Origin of the sequence: Gluconacetobacter entanii (assembly GCF_013155425.1) — a bacterium.
GTDB classification, from domain to species: Bacteria; Pseudomonadota; Alphaproteobacteria; order Acetobacterales; family Acetobacteraceae; genus Novacetimonas; species Novacetimonas entanii.
In genome coordinates this window covers 74,851-95,764 of sequence record NZ_JABJWD010000058.1, presented here as the reverse complement: position 1 = coordinate 95,764, position 20,914 = coordinate 74,851, and the positions used below count along the sequence as shown (strand labels likewise).

The window sequence follows — 20,914 nt, the reverse complement described above, 5'->3', positions numbered from 1 at the left end:
GGGCGTCTGTCAGTACGAAGCGATCCATACAGGCTTTGAATCATATGCAGATGCTTGAAAAAAGCATAATTCCCAACAGGCCCCAAAAAAGAACCCCTTCCCCCCCTTACGCCTGCAACAGCTTCAGCAATCCATCGAACTGATCAAGGGAGCGGTAATCGACACGCAGCGTCCCGCCCTTGCCATCAAACGTGATATGGACCTTCAGCCCCAGCTTCGCCGTCAGTTCGCGTTCCAGCGCACCGATCTCCGGGTTTTCGTGGTTCTTTTCTTCCTGCTTTGCCGCCACCTGACGCTTTGTGGCCGTCTTTTTCGCCAGCGCCTCGGTCTGGCGGACATTCAGGCCCTGTTTCAGCACGACCTTCAATGCCGCGACAGGATCGGGATGCGCCAGCAGCGCGCGCGCATGACCCGCTGACAGTTCCTTTTCCCGCACGGCGTCGCGCACCGGCGTCGGCAGTTGCAACAGGCGCACCATATTGGCGACATGGGGCCGTGACTTGCCGATCGCCCCGGCCAGTTCTTCCTGCGTCAGGCGGTAATCATCCAGCAGGCGCTGAAGCCCCTCTGCCTCTTCCATGGCGTTGAGGTCGGCGCGTTGCAGGTTTTCCACCAGCGCGGCCGCCATCGCATCCCCATCGTCAAGCGCACGGATATGGACCGGCACCTCATGCAGGGAAGCCAACTGCGCCGCGCGCCAGCGCCGCTCCCCCGCGATGATCTGGAACACGTTGGGACGGTCCGGGTGCGGACGGACCAGGATCGGTTGCAGGATACCGCGCGTGCGGATGGATTCCGCCAGTTCCTCCAGCGCCTCGGGCATCATGTGCTGGCGTGGCTGGAACGGACCGGGTTCAAGCACATCGACCGGCAGGACCGAACCACTGTCCATGGGCTTGCGCGGTTCCAGCCCCGGCGCGGGATTGAGCATGTTCACCTGATCGCCCAGCAATGCGGCCAGCCCCCGGCCCAGTCGCGGACGGGCGGCGTCCTTCTTCGGTTTCATCCCTGCTTCTTCCCTTTCCTGCCTGCCTTGAGCGCAAGACGTGCGATCACTTCCTCCGACAGCGCCCTGTACGCCTGGCTTCCGGAAGATCGGGCATCGTAGAACATGACGGCCTGACCGTGGCTCTGCGCCTCGGAAATGCGGATGTTGCGCGGGATGACCGTCTCCATCACGCGATCGCCAAAGAACCCGCGCGCGTCAGCGGCGACAAGTTCCGACAGGTTGTTGCGCCGGTCATACATCGTCAGCACGATCCCCTCCAGCTTCAGCGCCGTGTTCAGGGACTTGCACAGGCTGTTGATCGTGCGCACCAACTGGCTGATCCCCTCCAGCGCGAAGAACTCGCACTGCAACGGCACGATGACCGCCTGCGCCGCCACCAGCGCGTTGAGCGTCAGCAGGCCGAGGCTGGGCGGACAGTCGATCAGGATGACGTCATATTCCCCCCCGATCCGCGCAATGGCGTCACGCAGGCGGAATTCCCGCCGGTCCGACATGACCAGTTCCAGTTCGGCCCCCGCCAGTTCCGTATCCGCCGCGATAACCGACAGGCCGGGAATGGAGGTTTCCTGTATCAGGTCCGCCGCCGGTGCGTCCTCCCCGATCAGGGCATAGGTCCCGCGACGCCGGTTTTCGTAACCGATCCCCAACCCGGTGGAGGCATTGCCCTGCGGGTCAATATCGATCAGCAGGACGCGAAATCCCGCCGTCGCAAGGCCGGCTGCAAGATTGATGGCTGTTGTTGTTTTCCCCACACCGCCCTTCTGATTCGCAAGGGCGATGATGCGGGGGGTATGCGCGGCCTTATCGACCGGCTGCATGGTTGTGGTCTGTGACACGCCTTATATCGCTCAATCTAAGAATGACACCATCCGCATCGGTGCGGCTTGGAATTCGGGTCACCGCCATGCACCAGTCGGCATGGGCGGCGTTGAGTTCTTCGTCTGCGTTCTTGCCCTTCAGGAACAGGCAGGATCCTTCCTTGTCCAGAAACCGCACACCCCATTGCAGAAGCTGCGGCAGCGGGGCCAGCGCGCGTGCGCTCACCACGTCGGCAGGCCCGGCATCCGCCGCCTCGATCCGGGTGGCGATGACACGGGTGCGCACCCCCGCCACGCGCGATGCCTCCCGCAGGAACGCGGCCTTGCGTTGGTCCGATTCAATCAGCGTGACATGCGCATCGGTCGCCATCGCGATGACCAGTCCGGGGAAGCCCCCGCCCGATCCCATATCCACCACCCGCGCGCCCGCCGGGATCAGGGTGGCGAGTTGCAGGCTGTCGGCAATATGGCGGGGCCATAACTGCGCCAGATCAGGACGGGAGACAAGGTTGATGCGCGCGTTCCAGCGCACCAGCAGGTCGGCATAGGCCGTCAGGCGCTCGCCTGTTTCACGTGAAACATGTCCAAGGATCGCCTCCTGCGTCGTCATGTCGCGTGCCATGCCTCAGGCCACCTGCCGCACATGCGACAGCACCGCCACCAGCGCCGAGGGCGTGATACCGGGGATACGCTGTGCCGCGCCAAACGTCACCGGCCGCGCCTGCGACAGGCGTTCCTGCATTTCGGCGCTGAGGCCACCGATCGCGCGGTAATCAAGGTCATGCGGCAGGGTGATGCGCCCGTCACTGGCAAGCTGCCGGATCTCGCGCTCCTGCCGCGACAGGTATCCGCTGTAGCGGGCTTCGGTCGCGACATGCTGGCGCACCCGTGGCGACAGGTCAGCCAGCCATGGGGCGATCTTCTCCACCGTCTCCATCGCCGCCCCCGTCGCCATGACGTCAAGCAGCGAACGCGCGCGCCCATCGGCGGAGACCGCAATCCCCTCCCGCCGCAGGGCTTCGGGGGGGTAGGTTTCGGTGCGGGCGCGTTCCATGGCAGTCTCGATCGACGCGCGCTCCGCCTCGAAACGCTGGCGTCGTGCGGGACCGACACAGCCCCATTCCATGCCCAGCGGCGTCAGGCGCAGGTCGGCATTGTCGGCACGCAGCGTCAGGCGATATTCCGCGCGCGACGTGAACATGCGATAGGGTTCGGACACGCCCTGCGTCGTCAGGTCATCAATCATGACGCCGATATAGGCCGTGCCACGATCCAGCGTCACCGTCCCCTCGCCCGCCGCGCGACGTGCCGCGTTGATCCCCGCGAGGATGCCCTGCGCGCCCGCTTCCTCATACCCCGTGGTGCCATTGATCTGCCCCGCAAGGAACAGGCCGTGCAGGGATTTGAGTTCCAGCGCCGGGGTCAGTTCGCGCGGATCGACATAGTCATATTCCACCGCATAGCCGGGACGCACGATGCGGCAGCGTTCCAGCCCAGGGATGGAATGCAGCATCTGTTCCTGCACATCCGCAGGCAGGCTGGTGGAGATCCCGTTGGGATAGACCAGGTCGCCCCCCGGATTGCCCGGCAGGGCCTCGGGTTCGAGGAAGATCTGGTGGCTGTCGCGCTGCGCAAAGCGGACGACCTTGTCCTCGATGGAGGGGCAGTAGCGCGGCCCCCGCCCCGAAATCGCCCCACCATAGATGGCCGACAGGTGCAGATGTTCGCGGATGATTTCATGCGTGCGCGGGGTCGTCGCGGTGATGCGGCACGACACCTGCGGGTTGGTGATCGTGTCCGTCATGCGGCTGAACGGTTCGGGGATCGCATCGCCCCGATCCTCCGCCAGTGCGTCCCAGTCGATGCTGTCACGGGCAATGCGGGCGGGTGTGCCGGTCTTGAGCCGCCCCATCCGCAGGCCCAGCGCCTGCAACCGTTCACCCAGTTTTCGGGCCGGGGCCTCCCCTACGCGGCCCGCAGGCTGGCTGTCATGGCCGACATGGATGACACCGCGCAGGAACGTGCCCGCCGTCAGTACCACCGCCCCGGCATGGAATACGCGCCCGTCCTCGCACACGACGCCACGCACCGTATGACCGTCATCGACCACGAGGTCGCCTGCCGCGCCCTCGACAATTTCCAGCCCTTCGGTTTCCCCCAGCAGGTCCATGATCGCCTGCTGGTACAGGAATCGGTCCGCCTGCGCGCGCGGCCCATGGACCGCCGGCCCCTTGGAACGGTTGAGCAGCTTGAAATGAATCCCGGCCCGGTCGGCGGCCCTGCCCATCAGGCCATCGAGCGCGTCGATCTCGCGCACCAGATGCCCCTTGCCGATCCCGCCGATCGCCGGGTTGCACGACATCACCCCCACCGTCGCGCGATGGTGGGTCAGCAGCATGGTCCGCGCACCACACCGGGCGGCGGCGGCGGCGGCCTCGCACCCGGCATGGCCGCCGCCGATCACGATCACATCGTAAGTGGCGTTCACCTTATTCCCTGCTCCTGCTTCGTCCCTACTTGCCGATACAGAACTGCCCGAACACCGTGTCCAGCAGCGCTTCCACATCCACAGCCCCGGTCAGGCGCCCCAGCGCGCGCATCGCCAGGCGCATCTCCTCGCCCCGTACTTCCGGCCACGCATCGTCGGCGGCACGGGTCAGGTGGCGGGCCGTCTCCTCGATCGCGGCGCGATGACGCGCGCGTGTCAGGGGGGCGGCCGCACGTCCCTGCGTCAGGTCCCGGGCCCGCTGCGCCAGCACGTCACGCAGGGTTTCCATCCCCTCCCCGCTGCGCACGCTGATACCCGTGATGCCCGGCGGGGCGGCGACTTCGTCAATCTTGTTGCAGACCATGATGCTGTCGGGGCCGACCTTATCCGGTACCGCCGCACCTGAAAACACATGTATCACGCAATCGGCCTGTTTCACGTGAAACAATGCCCGCCGCACGCCTTCGGCCTCGATCTCGTCCTCGGTTTCACGCAGGCCCGCCGTATCCACCAGTGTCACCGGCGCATCGCCCAGCACGACCCGCACCTCGATCGCGTCGCGCGTGGTCCCGGCGCGCGACGACACGATGGCGGCGTCACGCTGCGCCAGTGCATTCAGCAGACTCGACTTTCCCACGTTGGGTTCGCCGACAATCGCAAAAACCAGTCCCCGGCGCAGGCGCTCGCCCTGGCTGCCATCGTCAAGATAGGCCTGCATTTCATCACGCAGGCCCGCAATCGTGCCGAGCAGTTCGTCCTCCACCTCCGGCGGCAGGTCCTCGTCAGGGAAGTCGATCAGCGCCTCCTGATGCGCAAGCGCGGTGCGCAGGCGCGCGGCCCAGTCCTCATACAGACGGCTTTGTGCGCCATCGGCCTGTGCCAGCGCCTGCCGCCGCTGGGCCTCGGTCTCCGCATCGATCAGGTCGGCGATACCCTCCGCCTGCACAAGGTCAAGCCGTCCGCTGGCGAAGGCGCGTCGCGTGAACTCCCCCGGTTCGGCCGGGCGCGCGCCCAGCGCCACCAGCGCATCGGCCATGCCGGCAATCACCGCAGGCCCGGCATGCAGGTGCAGTTCCGCGCTGTCCTCGCCAGTGTAGCTGTTGGGTCCGGGAAACCACAGCACGACGGCCCGGTCGAGCAGCACGCCCTGCCCCCCATCCGCATCGCGCCGCCAGATCCCGCGCAGCGACGCGCGGCGCGGTTCGGGCAGGCCACCGCACAGGCTGCGCAGGATCGCGTCACTCCCCGCGCCACTGATGCGCATGACGGCAATGGCGGCGCGCCCCGCGCCGGTGGCAAGGGCGAAGATGACGGGGGCCGCACCGTCGCCGTGCCGCCCTGCTGGAACCTCGGTTGCCGCTGTCATTCGGGTCGTTCCCATTTCCTCTGTGACGGGAACGGGTTATCGTCCACGTCCCTGTCGTGATCAAGGTGACACATGCCACAACTTTCCCTGCATTCCCCCACCGGCCCGCTGACCGTCTCGGCCGAGGACGACACGATCGTGGCGCTCGACTGGGGCTGGGGCCGCGACCAGGAGGAAACGCCCCTGCTGCGCCGCGCGTGCAACTGGCTCGATTCCTATTTCGACGGTGACACCACACCCTGCACCCTGCCGCTGGCCCTTTATGGCACACCGCAGCAGCTTGCGGCATGGACATTCATCCGCACCATCCCGATGGGACAGACCATGCCCTGCGCCGAGGTCGCACGGCAGGCCGGCGTGGACGTGGCGGACGTGGTGGCTGCATGCAGTGAAAACCCGATTCCCATCCTGATCCCCTGCCACCGGGTGGATATGGACGGATGCGCGGAGTACGACGCGGACACCTACCCCGGCGATAACGGGGCGATGGACCGCGCCTTCCTGCGTGAGATGGAAACCGGCACGCCCGACATGGATTGACCCCCAACGCCCCTCATCCCAAGGAACCCCTGCCATGAACACAGTCATCCGCATCCATGAATATGGTGGCCCCGACGTCCTGCGCGCCGAAGACATGCCCATTCCCACCCCGGGCGAAGGCGAGATCCTGATCCGGCAGGCAGCGATGGGCGTCAATTTCATCGACACCTATTACCGCAGCGGCCTGTACAAATTCCCCTCCCTGCCCGCGACACCGGGCATGGAGGGCGCGGGCATCGTCGAGGCGGTCGGTCCCGGTGTCCATGACCTCGCGGTGGGGGCACGCGTGGCCTATCCCATCATGCTCGGCGGGTATGCGCAGTACCGTGTCATCGCGGCGGACCGGGTGGTGGCGCTGCCCGCCGAAATCCCGTTCGAGACGGCGGCAGGCATCATGCTGCGTGGTCTGTCGGTGCATATGCTGCTGCGGCAGGTGCATGACGTGCGCAGGGGGGAGAACATCCTCGTCTATGCCGCGGCGGGCGGGGTCGGACTGCTGATGTGTCAGTGGGCGCGGCATCTGGGCGCGCGTGTCATCGGCGTCGTCTCGACCGAGGAAAAGGCCGAACTGGCGCGTGCCAACGGGGCGGCCGACGTGCTGGTCGGCACGCACGATATCCCCGCACGGGTCCGTGCCCTGACCGATGGCGCGATGGTGCCCGTCGTCTATGACAGCATCGGTCGTGCCACGTTCGAGGACAGCCTGAACTGCCTCGCACCGCGCGGACTGATGGTCAGCTATGGCAATGCGTCAGGCGCGGTAACAGGGGTCGCGGTCGGCACGCTGGCCAGCCATGGCAGCCTGTACCTGACACGCCCGTCACTGGGCACCTATATCGCAAAGCGCGATGAACTGGTGGCAGGGGCTGCGGAACTGTTCCGGCTGGTGGAAAAGGGCGTGATTACGCCGCGCATCGGACAGAGCTTCGCCCTGAAGGACGCGGCACAGGCGCATGTCGCACTGGAATCACGCAAGACCACGGGAAGTACGATCCTGCTGCCGTAACAAGGGCTCTGCCCTTGACCCGCCAAAGGTCACGGACCTTTGGAAACCACTATTTTTTAAACAGATCAGGGTGCAGGGAGCACGCTCCCTGCCGGGTCCGGGCAGCGCCCGGATGTTCCGCGCATACGACGGCATTACATGGGGCAAGCAGGTCTCAGGGGCTTTGCCCCCGAACCCCCACCAAAGGTCGCGGACCTTTGGAAACCACTACTTTTAAACAGATCAGGGCGCAGGGAGCACGCTCCCTGCCGGGTCCGGGCAGCGCCCGGATATTCCGCGCACACAACGGCATTACATGGGGCAAGCAGGTCTCAGGGGCTTTGCCCCCGAACCCCCACCAAAGGTCGCGGACCTTTGGAAACCACTACTTTTTAAACAGATCAGGTCGCGACCCAGCCATCCTGCTGCAACGCCACCCCGGCCAGATACAGGCTGCCGCAGATCACCACCCGTGCGGGGGGCTGTGCCGGCATGTCGCGGGACAGGTGTTCCAGCGCCTGTTTGATGGTCGGGCCTGCGGTCACACGTCCCTGTCCTGCCGCAATGATATCGGCCACCGGCAGGGCAAGGTGCTGCTCCGGTTCCGCCACGGCCTGCACGCTCGCGGCATGGGGCAGCAGGGGCGCGAGGAAGCCGGACGCATCCTTGGTCTGCTTCATGCCGACAATCAGGTGCACGGGGCGGTCCGACCATTCCTGCATCACACGCGCCAGCGCCTCACCCGCGCCGGGATTATGTCCACCGTCCAGCCACAGGTCCCACCCGTCAGGCAGGAGATGCGCCAGCGCACCATGCAACTGTTGCAGCCGCGCGGGCCAGTGTGCATCCGCAAGCCCCGCCCACGCCTGCGCAGGCAGCGACAGGCCGCTTGCCCGCAGGGTGGCAACCGCAAGTCCCGCATTATCCACCTGATGCGGACCGGGCAGGCCGGGATGCGGCAGTTCCAGCATCCCTTCTCCGTCGCGATAGATCAGACGCGTGCCATCGGGTGACGGGGTGATGGACCATTCATGGCCCCGCCGCCACAAAGGCGCGTCATGTTCCGCCGCCACGCGGGCGATCACGCCCATCACGTCCGTCGGGTGACGGCCCGTGGCAACCGGCACGAAATCCTTGATGATACCCGCCTTTTCCAGTGCGATCTTTTCCAGCGTATCGCCAAGGAACGCCTCATGATCCATCGAGATGGAGGCAATCGCACACGCCGCGGGCCGCGCCAGCACGTTGGTCGCGTCGTAACGCCCGCCCAGTCCGACCTCGACGATCATCAGTTCGGCGGGATGGCGCGCGCCCAGCACGAAGCCTGCGGCGGTCAGCACCTCGAACACGGTGATCGGCGCGCCATCATTGGCACGCTCGACCTCCTCCAGCACTTCGGCCAGTTCGGATTCGGTGACGATCTTCCCCGCGATGCGGAAGCGTTCGGTCACATGCACCAGATGCGGCGACGTCATGACATGGACGCGCCATCCCGCCGCCTCCGCAATGGCGCGGATCAGGGCGCAGGTGCTGCCCTTGCCATTGGTGCCCGCCACATGGATCACCGGCGGCAGGTGGCGTTCGGGATGGCCCAGGCGCGCCAGCAGATGTTCCAGACGCCCCAGCGACAGGTCGATCAGGGCCGGATAAAGCTGATTCAGCCGTTCGAGGATCGCGCCGGTACGCCCGGCGAATTCAGGACCCAGACCGGACGTAGGCGATGCGTTCATGATGGACCGTACAGGTTACGCCGCAGGGGGCGTGATGTGGGCATGGTTGAGTTGCCCGATCAAAGTGCCAAGGATGGCCGGCAGTTCCGGGCGCGCAACCACCATGTCGAGCATGCCGTGGTCGAGCAGGTATTCCGCGCGCTGGAACCCTTCGGGCAGCTTTTCGCGCACGGTGTCCTCGATCACGCGCTGTCCGGCGAAACCGATCAGGGCGTTCGGTTCCGCGATCTGGATATCGCCCAGCATCGCAAACGAGGCCGAAACCCCGCCCGTCGTCGGGTTGGTCATGACCACGATGTAAGGCAGCTTCGCCTCGCGCAGCATTTCCACCGCGATGGTCGTGCGCGGCATCTGCATCAGGCTGAGCATCCCCTCCTGCATGCGCGCACCGCCGGATGCGGTAAAGACGATCAGCGGGGCCTGCTGCAGGATCGCAAGGCGCGCGGCGGCCAGGAAGGCCTCGCCCAGTGCCGCGCCCATCGTGCCGGCAATGAACTCGAACGCCATGACGGCGACGACCGCGTCATGCCCACCGATGCGGCCATGCGCGACGGCCATCGATTCCTCAAGCTGGGACTTCGCGCGCTCGTCCTTCAGGCGGTCGGTGTAACGCTTGCGGTCACGGAACGACAGGGGATCGACCGGGGCCTTGGGCAGTTCGATGCGGGTGAACTCCCCCTTGTCGAACGTCCATTCCAGCCGCTGCTGCACCGTGGCACGCATGTGGTGGCCGCAATGCGGACAGACATTCATCGCCCGCCGCAGGTCCTTGACCAGAATCATCTGCTCACAGGACTCGCAGTTGGTCCAAAGATTGTCCGGCACTTCCCGCTTGAGCAGGCCACGGATCTTGGGCCGGACATATTCGGTCAGCCAGCTCATGTTAACTCTCCCTGACGTACATCTATCCGCCTGCTCCATACAGGCAGATCGCGTGTGATGCCAGATTCACGTTTATTTCCGGGCCGCGCGGACCGCATCGGCCAGTTCGCGCAGTTGCGCCAGCACGCTGCTGACGGTCGTGGCCGTGGCATGACCATCCGCATCCAGCGTCCCCTCCAGCGTGTTGAGCAGCGCCGAGGCCACGACGGCGGCATCGGCGGCGCGCACCGCGTTGGCGGCCTGTGCGGGCGTGCGGATGCCAAAGCCGATGGCGATCGGCAGGTCGGTGGCAGCCCGCAGGCGCGGGATGGCCACCGACAGTTCATCGGTGCTGGCGGTGCGGGTGCCCGTCACCCCGGTGATGCTGACATAATACAGGAAGCCCGACGCCCCATCGAGCACGATGGGCAGGCGCGCATCCGGCGTGGTCGGCGCGACAAGGCGGATGATATCCAGACCGTTCGCCGCAGCAGGCGCGCGCAGCAGGTCGCCTTCCTCCGGCGGGACATCGACGATGATCAGTCCGTCCACGCCCGCGCGCGCGGCATCGGCGCAGAAGCGGTCATGTCCATACGCCTCGATCGGGTTGACGTAGCCCATCAGGATGATCGGCGTCTCGTTATCGTCACGACGGAACGCCGTAATCATCTCCAGCACGCGCTTCATGCTGGCCCCGCCGCGCAGGCCGCGCAGCGCCGCCTTCTGGATGGTCGGCCCATCGGCGCTGGGGTCGCTGAAGGGCATGCCGACCTCGATCAGGTCGGCACCCGCCCCCGGCATCCCCCGGAGCAGCGCGAGCGAGGTTTCGTAATCCGGATCACACGCCTCCACATACGGGATCAGGGCGCCGCGTCCCTGCTGCTTCAGGGCGGCGAATCGGCTGGCAATACGGCTCACAACGACACTCCCAGATGCGCGGCGACGGTGAAGATGTCCTTGTCCCCCCGGCCCGATACGTTCAGTACGATGATCTGATCCGGCGACATGGTGGGCGCCAGCTTCGCGACATAGGCCAGCGCGTGGGCACATTCCAGCGCGGGGATGATCCCCTCCGTCCGGGTGCTGAGCTGGAACGCGGCCAGAGCCTCGTCATCGGTGGCGCCAACATATTCGGCACGGCCGATATCATGCAGCCATGAATGTTCCGGCCCGATGCCGGGGTAATCAAGGCCCGCGCTGATGGAATGCGCCTCCGCGATCTGCCCGTCGGCATCCTGCAACAGGTAGGTACGGTTGCCATGCAGCACGCCGGGGCGTCCGCGTTCGATGGAGGCTGCGGTCTCCCCGCTGTCGAGGCCGCGCCCGGCGGCTTCCACACCGATCAGGCGCACGGACGGGTCATCAAGGAACGGGTGGAAGATCCCCATCGCGTTCGATCCGCCGCCGATGGCCGCGACAATGGCGTCGGGCAGGCGACCTTCGGCCGCGAGGATCTGCTGCTTCGTCTCCACGCCGATGATCGACTGGAAATCGCGCACCATCTCCGGATAGGGATGCGGGCCCGCCACCGTGCCGACAAGGAAGTAGGTGTCGCGCACATTGGTGACCCAGTCGCGCATCGCCTCGTTCATCGCGTCCTTCAGCGTGCCGGCCCCGGCGGTGACGGGAATGACCTCCGCCCCCAGCAGGCGCATGCGGAACACGTTGGGCTTCTGCCGCTCCACATCGGTCGCGCCCATGTAAATGCAGCATTTCATGCCGAACAGGGCGCAGACCGTGGCGGTCGCAACGCCATGCTGCCCCGCGCCGGTTTCGGCGACGATGCGCGTGCGGCCCATGCGGCGGGCAAGCAGGATCTGCCCCATCACGTTGTTCAGCTTGTGCGAGCCTGTGTGGTTGAGTTCCTCGCGCTTCATGTAGACGCGCGCGCCGCCCAGTTCCTCCGTCAGACGACGGGCGAACCACAGCGGGCTGGGGCGGCCGACATAATCCTTGAGGTAATAGTCCAGTTCACGATGGAATTCGGGGTCCGCCTTCGCTTCCCTGTAGGCTTCGGTCAGTTCGAGGACCAGCGGCATCAGGGTTTCGGCAACAAAGCGGCCGCCAAAGATACCGAACCGCCCATGTTCGTCCGGGCCGTTACGCAGGCTGTTCGCGCGGGGCGGCGGGGCCGGGGATTGTGCTGCGCTCAACTTTGCTCTCCACAGGGAATAAAATTCATGCGGGTGTCGATGATGGTATATCGCACGCGCCCGCGCGATGATACGCCTACGGCGTTCTGGACCCGATGGCGCAAAAACACCACCCCCCGGTCGCCCGACCCGACTGTCACGATTTGACATAAAGCCGGTTGTCCCGATGATAGGCCGCGACAGGATAGGAAAAGAGGATCTCTCAATGTTTCTTGCGCACAGGCCCGGCTCGCCCGCCCGGACGATCACGAGCGAGGCCGATGCACAAGAGGTCAAGGATGTTCCCTGGCTGGACCTGCTGGATCCGACCGATGACGAGCAGGTACTGGCCGCCCACATCACGGGGCAGCGCATTCCCACCCGTGCCGACCTGGACGAGATCGAGAGTTCGTCGCGCCTGTTCATGGAAGATGATGCGGTGTACCTGTCCACGCCGCTGGTGCGCCAGATCGGGGATGACTTTTTCGTCTCCCCCGTGGGCTTCATCCTGATGCGCGACCGGCTGCTGACGATCCGCTTTACCGGCTTTACCGCATTCGACGTGGTGGCACGGCAGGTGGCGGGGCAGTCCACGCGCCTGTCTGGCGATGAGTGCGTGACCCTGCTGCTCGAAGCGGTCGTGGACCGGCTGGCCGATATCCTTGAACATCTGGGGCAGTCGCTCGATGGCATGTCGAAGGATGTGTTCCAGTCCGAACATGGCGGGATGCGGCGCATGGACGGGCTGCTGCGCAGCATGCTCAGCCGCGTGGGGCGCTCGGGCGACCTGACGTCATCGGTGCGCGACAGCCTGCTGGGGCTGGAACGCATCACCATCTTCGTGACCGAGAACAAGAAGCGCGACCTGTCAGACAAGCTGCAGGGGCGGCTGGCGACGGTGGAGCGCGACATCAAGTCGCTCAATGACTTCGTCTCGCAGACATCGAACAAGGTTCAGTTCCTGCTCGACGCCACGCTGGGCTTCATCAGTATCGAGCAGAATAACGGGATGAAGATCCTGACGGTGGTCAGCTTCATCGGTGTCGCACCCACTCTGGTTGCCGGGATATATGGGATGAATTTCCATGATATCCCTGAACTGAACTGGAAATATGGATACTGGTACTCGCTGGCGCTGATGGCCGCGACCGTGGTGCTGCCGTTGCTGTGGTTCTGGCGCAAGGGATGGCTGGGAAAGTAGCCACGAATCCGTGTTGACTTTTGCTTCGCTTTGGGATATCCGACACCCTATGTGCTGGGTGGTCGTCCGATCATCGCGCCTTATCCTCTGTATGAATGTAATATCCACGTCGCATTTCTGACTTCGTCTGCAGATGCTGGGATGTGACAACACGCCTGTTCCTGTCACACCGGATATTATCCATTCCCTCCCCCTGAACTGCCAGTCCAAGGCAACGCTTGCATGCATCTCGCCGAACTCAAGGCCAAAACACCAGCAGACCTTCTGGCTTATGCCGAAAGTCTGAATATTGAAAACGCATCTTCCCTGCGCAAGCAGGAACTGATGTTCACCATCCTCAAGACGCTGGCGGAGAATGACCAGGCGATCTACGGGGATGGGACACTTGAAATCCTGTCGGACGGCTTCGGCTTCCTCCGCTCGCCAGAGGCGAACTACCTGCCCGGCCCCGACGACATCTACATCTCCCCCAGCCAGGTGCGGCGCTTCGGCCTGCGCACCGGCGACACGGTGGAGGGTCAGATCCGCGCCCCGCGCGATGGGGAGCGTTATTTCGCGCTGCTCAAGGTCGATACGATCAATTTCGAACCGCCCGAGGCGGTGCGCCAGCGGATCAATTTCGACAACCTGACGCCGCTGTATCCCGAACGCCGCCTGCAGATGGAAGTCGAGAACACCGCCGTGGGGCCGGCCGAAAGCACCGCCAAGGGGAAGGGCAAGGGCCAGACCCGCGACTTTACCCCGCGTGTGATCGACCTTGTCTCCCCCATCGGGATGGGGCAGCGCGCGCTGATCGTCGCCCCCCCGCGCACCGGCAAGACGGTGATGCTGCAGAGCATCGCGTCCTCCATTTCCGCAAACCATCCCGAAGTGTTCCTGATCGTACTGCTGATCGACGAACGCCCCGAGGAAGTGACCGACATGGCCCGCTCCGTTCGGGGGGAGGTCGTGTCCTCCACCTTCGACGAACCGGCAACGCGCCATGTGCAGGTGACCGAAATGGTGCTGGAAAAGGCCAAGCGCCTGGTCGAGCACAAGCGCGATGTGGTCATCCTGCTGGATTCGATCACCCGCCTGGCGCGCGCCTACAACACGGTCGTGCCGTCATCGGGCAAGGTGCTGACCGGTGGTGTGGACGCCAATGCGCTGCAGCGGCCCAAGCGTTTCTTTGGCGCCGCGCGCAATATCGAGGAAGGCGGGTCGCTGACGATCATTGCCACCGCCCTGATCGATACCGGCAGCCGCATGGACGAAGTGATCTTTGAAGAGTTCAAGGGCACCGGCAACTCCGAACTGATCCTTGACCGCAAGCTGGCGGACAAGCGCACGTTCCCCGCCATCGACATCACCAAGAGCGGCACCCGCAAGGAAGAACTGCTGGTGGATCGTGCCGACCTGTCGAAGATGTGGGTCCTGCGCCGTATCCTGGCGCCGATGGGCACAATGGATGCGATGGACTTCCTGCTCGACAAGCTGAAATACAGCAAGACGAACAAGGATTTCTTCGACGCGATGAATACGTAAGGTTCCGTGCCATTTGGCCAGTGACCGATGACCCCTCCTGTATGTTTCAGGAGGGGTTTTCTTTTGTCGTACTACGGCAGAAAAACAGAAAGAAGTTTTTGGTGAAGCTTTTTTCAAAAAGCTTCAAAAAGACGCCGCCTTTTTAAAAAAAGGCAGCACCCAAAAACTTTTATTCTTTACCTACATCGCCATCAGGCAAGGATCCGGTCCCGCAACTGTGGGTTTTCATCCATTTCCTGTCCAAATGCCCGCGCAATGGAAAACGAGCAGTCCAGCACCAGTTTGATGCATTTGGCCTTGTAGTCCGTTTCCTCGGTATATCTGAGGTCTCCGCCGTCATACTTCATCATGTCCATGGTATAATGACTGTTGGGGGTCCTTTCGAAAAACCCTTTGTCATTCAGGATCCTGTTGGGGTCATTCATCAGTATCCGCAGGGGTTCGACATAATGCGACCCGGTGCCCTTTTCGACCTCCCGCCTGCCTGCCGCCGTGATCTTCAACCGCATGATGATCCACTTGTAGATATCCTGCCAGCCAGACCTTCTGGGGTAATGCGCGATGCACAGGTTGCTGCCACCAAAGGCCCGCAATTCAACACCGTCACGATAGGCGGTATGGTTGCCTTCACTGATCTGGATATGACCGGGAATCCTGCCCCGGACCGCAACCTTCAGGACGCCGATATTCTCGATCGTGCGCCATATCATCCTGTGGGGGACAACCAGTTCTTCTTTGCTGTCAAATACTGTATCCATATAGTTCCTGATAGGAAGCAGGATGGATTCAAATTCAGGGGGAACCGTTTTTATAAAATTCAGAAAACCTTCGACCCTGCCACGCATGTCGATGAATTCATCCGCATCTATAAAAAAAACCCAGTCCGCGTCGAAATCCGTGCAGGCAATATTGTATAGAAACGTATTCCTTTCGCGTTCACTGGACACGATGCATGGTTTTTTTATGAGAGTGATTGCCAGGCCTTCGTCAATCATCTTCTCAATGATGTCCAATGTCCTGTCCGCGCTGCCATCATCCAGAATAATGATGCGGTTAAAATGCGCCAGATGATGCCTTATATTTGCTTCTATAACATCATCTTCGTTAAGAAGCCTCATCACTGCAACCACGTTCATTTTATGTTCCTTTCCCTGATTGCATGATTTTATATACGCTTCATAAACAGAAAATAAATCATATGCCGGGCCGGTCTGAAAAACGTACCATATCCCCGGTCATGTTCCTGTCAGACCGGGCGATATGACGTGTCCTGCGGATCAGGCGAACTGGCGTCAGGTTCAAAATCATAGATGCTTGCGCTCAATCGGCTTTTTCGTTTTCGATTGCATATCTGTCGCAGATATTCATGATCTCTGTCGCCATTTTCAAATATACTTCACGGGAGAAATGAACCCCGTGATCATCTGGTGATGCAAGATCTTCGGGGGATTGGACATATTTTCCATAATCCACCAGATCAAACCCATATATCTTCGACAGGGGAACAACGATCCTGTTGATGTTGCCATAAACGGATTTGATCCAGTCATCCGATCCCACCCGTTCATTCAGGACAAGAACGATGACCTTTTTGCCTTTCAGTTTCTCGAACAGTTTGCAGACATCCGCCATGAACATCCCGATGTCATGATGTGCGAAGAATTCGAATTCCTGCTGCATGAATTCCCATTCGCTTTCGGAAAAACCGGGATCACGACCGAAATTCCTGACCAGTGTTTCATAGGACGTTTCACTGAAATCCCGTCCTGCCAGGAAATCGTTACACAGCGAAACCGTGACCCCTGTGGAACGGGACCTGTATAAATGCGCGGCATATTCAACGGAAAACGAAAGGACATAGATATCGGCATCCCCGCTGATGACCGCAGATTCCAGATAGTTTTCCGGAAAAATGCTTGTCCGGGCAAGAAGTTCACGTCCCTTTGGTGTCTGCAGGGCATCGGTGGCGGCAATCGTCCTTACCCACGGGCTGAACGCCCATGATTTATAGGCCAGCGGGAATTCACCTAGAACATTGTATCGGGCACGGAAATAATGTTCCATTGACGTGAAATCGCAGGCTCCCCTCAGGCAGACCTTGAGGTTTTTTGCGTAATCATGAATGAAGTTGTTTGAATCATCATCGACATCATCAACAATCGTAATCCAGTTGACGTCGCCATCCAGTGACGAGATGACATCACCGACAACATGGACATGCGGGCGCATCAGATGGTTCCAGCAGAACTGCTCCACCCCCATGCTCATGATACGGCATGAAAACAGAAAATGTGTCGCCCTGCGCTCCCCGATCATGAAAAATCCGCAGATTCCATAATTCCCATATTTGTCAGAGACTTTTATATATCCGGAAATCGCCGGGAACCTTTCCGAAAACTCTTTCTGGAACACGTCCCATGCTGCCTCCCGGTTCTCCGGCCAGCGATTCTTGGTAAAGTTCAACTGGTTCGTTCTGTTGACCAGTTCGTGTATGCGGTCAAATTCCTTTTCGATGTCATAATGGAAACTGACCCTGATATTGCTCTGCTTCAGGAAGTTTATGTTATCTCCCTGTATCTCCTTTTTATCCCTATGCTTTTCCTCAAGCACCTTATAGCGTCCAAGGCGCTCCATCCCTGTATCAGGTTTTCCCCGGAACCTGTCATCTTCAAGGAGAGTCGCAACAATTGACGGATCGGCAACCTGCATCCCCGGGTAAAAGAACAGAGCTTCATTGAGGTTCATCGGGTTATCATCAATGAACATCATCGTCTCCGGGCGCAGGTTTGTCGCTTCGACGATTTCCCTGATCATGGGACCCTTGGGGGCAAATGCGATCTGTGGGAAAATGAAGTAGTCCCACACCCCCATTTTTTTCAGTTCGCGTTCAGCATCCGCGAAATTGTTTTTGGAACATATGGAATTGACGATTCCCCTTTCCGACAGGGTCTTGAGCAGGGCCATGTTTCGTTCAATAGGCTGAATGCCACCTTCGCTCAGGGTCCCGCTCCAGAATGTTTCATCAAGATCCCAGATGACCAGCCGGACAGGTTCCATTATATTTTCCTCTTAAATTTTATTTATCAGCATATTGGCCCCTTATGTTATAAGGTTTCTGTTAATATATGCTTCACGGTGCCCCACAGTTTGGGAGCGTGTGCTGTTCCATCCGGCATGAAGACGGTCCTTCATGGGATTGATAAAAGTTCTCGGATGCTGACTTTTTCAAAAATGTGTCGTTCCCTGAAGCTTTTTGGAAAAAAGCTTCACCAAAAACTTCTTTGTAATTTGGCCTGCGTTTTATGGGCGGCCTGTTTTCAGTCGTTGAAATTCAGGATGTCCTTCAATCGCCTGCTGTAATCATCAGGGCGATTTTCAAGGAAGATACGATGCAGGGCATTACGGCGGATCCGCGCCCACAGATTTTCATCCGTATAGACCTGCTGCATCTGCCCCGCGAACGCCAGTGGCTGCGTCTCCGGCGCGCAGGCAATATCCGCCCCTGCCTCCCACCCGACCTGCCTGACAAGAAGGTCGGTCGCAACAATGGGCAGGCCATGGGCTGCGGCTTCATGGATCTTGTACGGAATGCCCGCTGCAAAGCGTGTGGGGGCAATGAAAACGCGATGCGCCTCATACAGGGGGGCAAGGTCCTCGACAGGCCCCAGCAGTTCGAACCGGGGATGCGTCAGTATCGTGGACAGGTCGATATCCCCGCCGACATACCCGGCCACCCGGATACGGACATCCTCGGGCAGGAAACTGTCGAGATACGGCACGACATGGTCGTTAAGCCATGAAAGCGCGTCCCAGTTGGGGGACTCCAGGTTCTGGATCGCCCCGACAAACAGGAAATGCCTGCGCTCACTGAACGGGCGGTTGCGGGGGACTGGCGTTTTCATATGACCCAGAACATGCACATCCTGTTTCACGATCCCCCTGATAAGGGTCGCTTCTTCAGTACTGACTGTCACGAACCGGTCGATGAAATCCGTATTCCGCAATTCGTAACGCAGCATGCCATTCAGGTCGGGCAGGTCCGTCTGGCCCATGATCCGCATCCTGCCATGCTGGCGCAATGTGGCGACGGCCTCCGTATCCAGCACGACCCGGCATCCCGCCAGCGCCCCCTCACATGCCGCAAGGACAGGCTTCAGGCGATCCGCGTTATGGGTCCTGCCGATCCATATGACGTCGTAATACCCGGCACGAGCATGCAGGAATGTCCCAAGATCACCAAGGCCCCGATCCCACATGACCTCGGCCCTGTCAGGGAAGTTCCGGTATCGTGCCACGGGCGCACGGCGTGGCGGGAAGATGGGATAGACCGTGACATGCAGCCCCAGTGCCTCCACCATCGTACGCACGATGTCATTGGAACGGGGGAAGCCTGCGCCGATTTCAGGCTGCGGCAGGTAGTCCTCGATGAACAGGACGCGCCCGTTGTCCGCACCGGCAGAGCGTGCCTTCAGCACATTGGCTTCATCCCGCTGGCATTTTCCTTCCACATATGCGCGGTTCTTGTGAAAGAACTTTCCGATGTTCCGTCCCAGGCATGTTGCGATCTCGCCGGACTTTCCGCTGCCGAATTCGTAATGCAGGACGACCACGTCAGGATCATACACGATGTCAAAACCACGCTGGCGGATCTGCACGCACAGGTCGGTTTCTTCATAATAGGCCGGTGCGAACAGGGGATCGAAACCATCAAGCGCCTTGACGATTTCCGTCCGCGCCATGAGGAACGCGCCGGAGCAGAAATCAACCGAACGCACGAAATTCGCCTCCGGCAGCAATGGGGAGGCATCCCGCAGGTAACCGGATGTCGTGCCGTCGTTCCAGACAATGCTCCCCGCTTCCTGCAATTCCCCGTTCGTGCGGACAAGTTTCGCGCCCACCGCCCCCACGCCTTCCTCCCGGCGCAGTCGCTCCAGTGCAGCATCGACGGCGCCGGGCATGAGTTCCACATCGTTATTGAGGAACAGCACATAGGGCGCCACCGCCCTGGCCAGGCCAAGGTTCGACCCTGCAAGGAAGCCGACATTTTCCGCCAACCGGATGACCTCGATCCCCGCGACATGACGTTCGATCATGGATGTTTCGTCTGTCGAGGCCCCATCGACAAGGATCACCTGAATCGCCCTGCGACAGGTCGCACGCAGCGAGGACAGCGCCGTCATGGTAAAGGCGAACTGGTCATGGACCACCATCACGACGCTCAGTTCCGGCAGGTCACAGGAAAAATCCAGTCCCTGCTGCAGAACCGTCGCGGCCCGGACCTCCGCCATCCGGCGATAGGCGCGTTTGCAGAGGATTTCAGGCACCTGCCGCCCGCCATCCGCATCGGGGGTTTTCCCATACAGCACGGCATAGGCCCCGAACGGCGTCGGGTATTCCCCCCTTTCCACGGCGTCGGAGACACTGGGGTCGCGTGCATACTCCGCAAGGTTCACGTTCGCGCATGGACGTCGGTATTCATATTGTCCATAACGCAGGAAATGCTCATAGGCATTGCGAAAATCCCCCCCGGCCACCACCGTTGCGACATCAGGGTTCGTCTGCGCATAGAACCGCTCGCTAAAGAACGGATTGGGATCAAACGCACCGGGGGCCGGATTGCCCAGATAATGCCGTAACGGATGCTGCCATTCGCTTATATGTTCAGCAACGTCAGGATAGGCCCGCATATACCATTCAGGATCGAAACAGGCGGACGTGCGACACAAGGCAATCGCAGGATCCCTGAAATTTCCAAGGAAAGACACAAATGCGCCCCTGCGCCTGTCATAAAGGAAATCCGGATTTTCCCGCAGGAACAGTTTCGTGGAAAAGAACAGCGACGCATCACGCCCTTCCCGCGCGCCATAGATCAGGTAGTGGTCATACCCATTACGCAACCCATGGGCCTCAAGCTGCTGGGTGGACATGCAGACCTGCGTCCGGCAATAGAATTCTTCGTCAAAGAAGCAGTTGGGATTACGCTGCGCAAAGCCGGACGCACAATAATGCGCGAACCCGGACGCGATCTCCCCGGCCTCGATCAGCGGCAGGATATCGGGGTAGGCCGCCCTGTACCATTCCTCATCAAAAAACATGTTCGGGGAATGGGCCAGGTTTTTCCCGAACTCCTCATAAAACCGCGTGATGCTTTCATCATCATGCAGGCCGAACGCATCGAGGATGACATGGTAATGGCTTTTGTACCATGACGCATCGAAACAGGACCAGTCAGGTTTCATGTCCAGACCTTCAGGCGACAT

16 protein-coding genes are annotated in these 20,914 nt (G+C 61.3%); 4 read left to right on the top strand and 12 right to left on the bottom strand.

Translation table 11 applies throughout. The annotated features are described in order from the left end of the window. Positions 1–106: 106 nt before the first annotated feature. Genes HNH97_RS11215 through mnmE form a run of 5 tightly spaced genes read right to left on the bottom strand, consistent with a single transcriptional unit; the run spans position 107 to position 5,681 of the window. On the bottom strand, positions 107–1,006 hold the full coding sequence (locus HNH97_RS11215; RefSeq protein WP_171790932.1) for a ParB/RepB/Spo0J family partition protein: 900 nt from the start codon (positions 1,004–1,006) through the stop codon (positions 107–109). Next, positions 1,003–1,827 (bottom strand): ParA family protein, encoded by an 825-nt coding sequence (locus HNH97_RS11210; protein ID WP_110914266.1) that lies wholly within the window; start codon positions 1,825–1,827, stop codon positions 1,003–1,005. Before HNH97_RS11210 ends, HNH97_RS11215 begins: the two co-directional genes overlap by 4 nt. Then, a complete protein-coding gene (rsmG, locus tag HNH97_RS11205; RefSeq protein ID WP_171790937.1) occupies positions 1,811–2,437 on the bottom strand; it encodes a 16S rRNA (guanine(527)-N(7))-methyltransferase RsmG in 627 nt (208 codons plus the stop codon). The genes HNH97_RS11210 and rsmG overlap by 17 nt, the downstream gene beginning before the upstream one ends. A 15-nt stretch (positions 2,438–2,452) precedes the next feature. Further along, positions 2,453–4,315, bottom strand: a complete 1,863-nt coding sequence (mnmG, locus tag HNH97_RS11200; RefSeq protein ID WP_171790931.1) for a tRNA uridine-5-carboxymethylaminomethyl(34) synthesis enzyme MnmG — start codon at positions 4,313–4,315, stop codon at positions 2,453–2,455. 25 nt (positions 4,316–4,340) lie between these two features. After that, a complete protein-coding gene (gene mnmE / locus HNH97_RS11195) occupies positions 4,341–5,681 on the bottom strand; it encodes a tRNA uridine-5-carboxymethylaminomethyl(34) synthesis GTPase MnmE (RefSeq protein ID WP_171790930.1) in 1,341 nt (446 codons plus the stop codon). 72 nt (positions 5,682–5,753) lie between these two features. Between mnmE and HNH97_RS11190 the strand changes: the two genes are divergently transcribed. Both HNH97_RS11190 and HNH97_RS11185 read left to right on the top strand, forming a co-directional pair. Then, positions 5,754–6,221 carry a methylated-DNA--[protein]-cysteine S-methyltransferase gene (locus HNH97_RS11190; RefSeq protein WP_171790929.1) on the top strand — a complete coding sequence of 156 codons (468 nt, stop codon included), beginning with the start codon at positions 5,754–5,756 and terminating at the stop codon, positions 6,219–6,221. A gap of 34 nt (positions 6,222–6,255) precedes the next feature. Further along, on the top strand, positions 6,256–7,227 hold the full coding sequence (locus tag HNH97_RS11185; RefSeq protein WP_171790928.1) for a quinone oxidoreductase family protein: 972 nt from the start codon (positions 6,256–6,258) through the stop codon (positions 7,225–7,227). Between the two features lie 380 nt (positions 7,228–7,607). On the opposite strand, the gene HNH97_RS11180 is transcribed toward HNH97_RS11185, so the two are convergent. The 4 genes from HNH97_RS11180 to trpB form a co-directional block, all read right to left on the bottom strand. Next, positions 7,608–8,936, bottom strand: a complete 1,329-nt coding sequence (locus HNH97_RS11180; protein WP_171790927.1) for a bifunctional folylpolyglutamate synthase/dihydrofolate synthase — start codon at positions 8,934–8,936, stop codon at positions 7,608–7,610. A 15-nt stretch (positions 8,937–8,951) separates the two neighbouring features. Beyond that, positions 8,952–9,818, bottom strand: coding sequence for an acetyl-CoA carboxylase, carboxyltransferase subunit beta (accD, locus tag HNH97_RS11175; RefSeq protein ID WP_110914271.1), 867 nt, complete (start codon positions 9,816–9,818; stop codon positions 8,952–8,954). 72 nt (positions 9,819–9,890) lie between these two features. Next, positions 9,891–10,715: a tryptophan synthase subunit alpha gene (gene trpA / locus HNH97_RS11170; RefSeq protein ID WP_171790926.1), complete on the bottom strand. Its 825-nt coding sequence runs from the start codon at positions 10,713–10,715 to the stop codon at positions 9,891–9,893. Further along, the gene (gene trpB, locus HNH97_RS11165) at positions 10,712–11,950 is read right to left on the bottom strand and encodes a tryptophan synthase subunit beta (protein WP_244949403.1); all 1,239 of its coding nucleotides are present in this window, start codon (positions 11,948–11,950) and stop codon (positions 10,712–10,714) included. The genes trpA and trpB overlap by 4 nt, the downstream gene beginning before the upstream one ends. A 205-nt stretch (positions 11,951–12,155) precedes the next feature. Between trpB and HNH97_RS11160 the strand changes: the two genes are divergently transcribed. Further along, a complete protein-coding gene (locus tag HNH97_RS11160; protein ID WP_110914273.1) occupies positions 12,156–13,130 on the top strand; it encodes a magnesium transporter CorA family protein in 975 nt (324 codons plus the stop codon). 222 nt (positions 13,131–13,352) lie between these two features. Further along, the gene (gene rho, locus HNH97_RS11155) at positions 13,353–14,654 is read left to right on the top strand and encodes a transcription termination factor Rho (RefSeq protein WP_110095232.1); all 1,302 of its coding nucleotides are present in this window, start codon (positions 13,353–13,355) and stop codon (positions 14,652–14,654) included. A 191-nt stretch (positions 14,655–14,845) separates the two neighbouring features. Here rho and HNH97_RS11150 read toward each other — a convergent pair whose 3' ends face one another. From HNH97_RS11150 to HNH97_RS11140, 3 genes are all read right to left on the bottom strand, one after another. After that, positions 14,846–15,790, bottom strand: a complete 945-nt coding sequence (locus tag HNH97_RS11150; RefSeq protein WP_171790925.1) for a glycosyltransferase family 2 protein — start codon at positions 15,788–15,790, stop codon at positions 14,846–14,848. Between the two features lie 184 nt (positions 15,791–15,974). Beyond that, positions 15,975–17,711 carry an HAD-IIIC family phosphatase gene (locus HNH97_RS11145; protein WP_171790924.1) on the bottom strand — a complete coding sequence of 579 codons (1,737 nt, stop codon included), beginning with the start codon at positions 17,709–17,711 and terminating at the stop codon, positions 15,975–15,977. A 260-nt stretch (positions 17,712–17,971) separates the two neighbouring features. Beyond that, complete coding sequence (locus HNH97_RS11140; protein ID WP_171790923.1) at positions 17,972–20,914, bottom strand: glycosyltransferase; 2,943 nt, start codon at positions 20,912–20,914, stop codon at positions 17,972–17,974.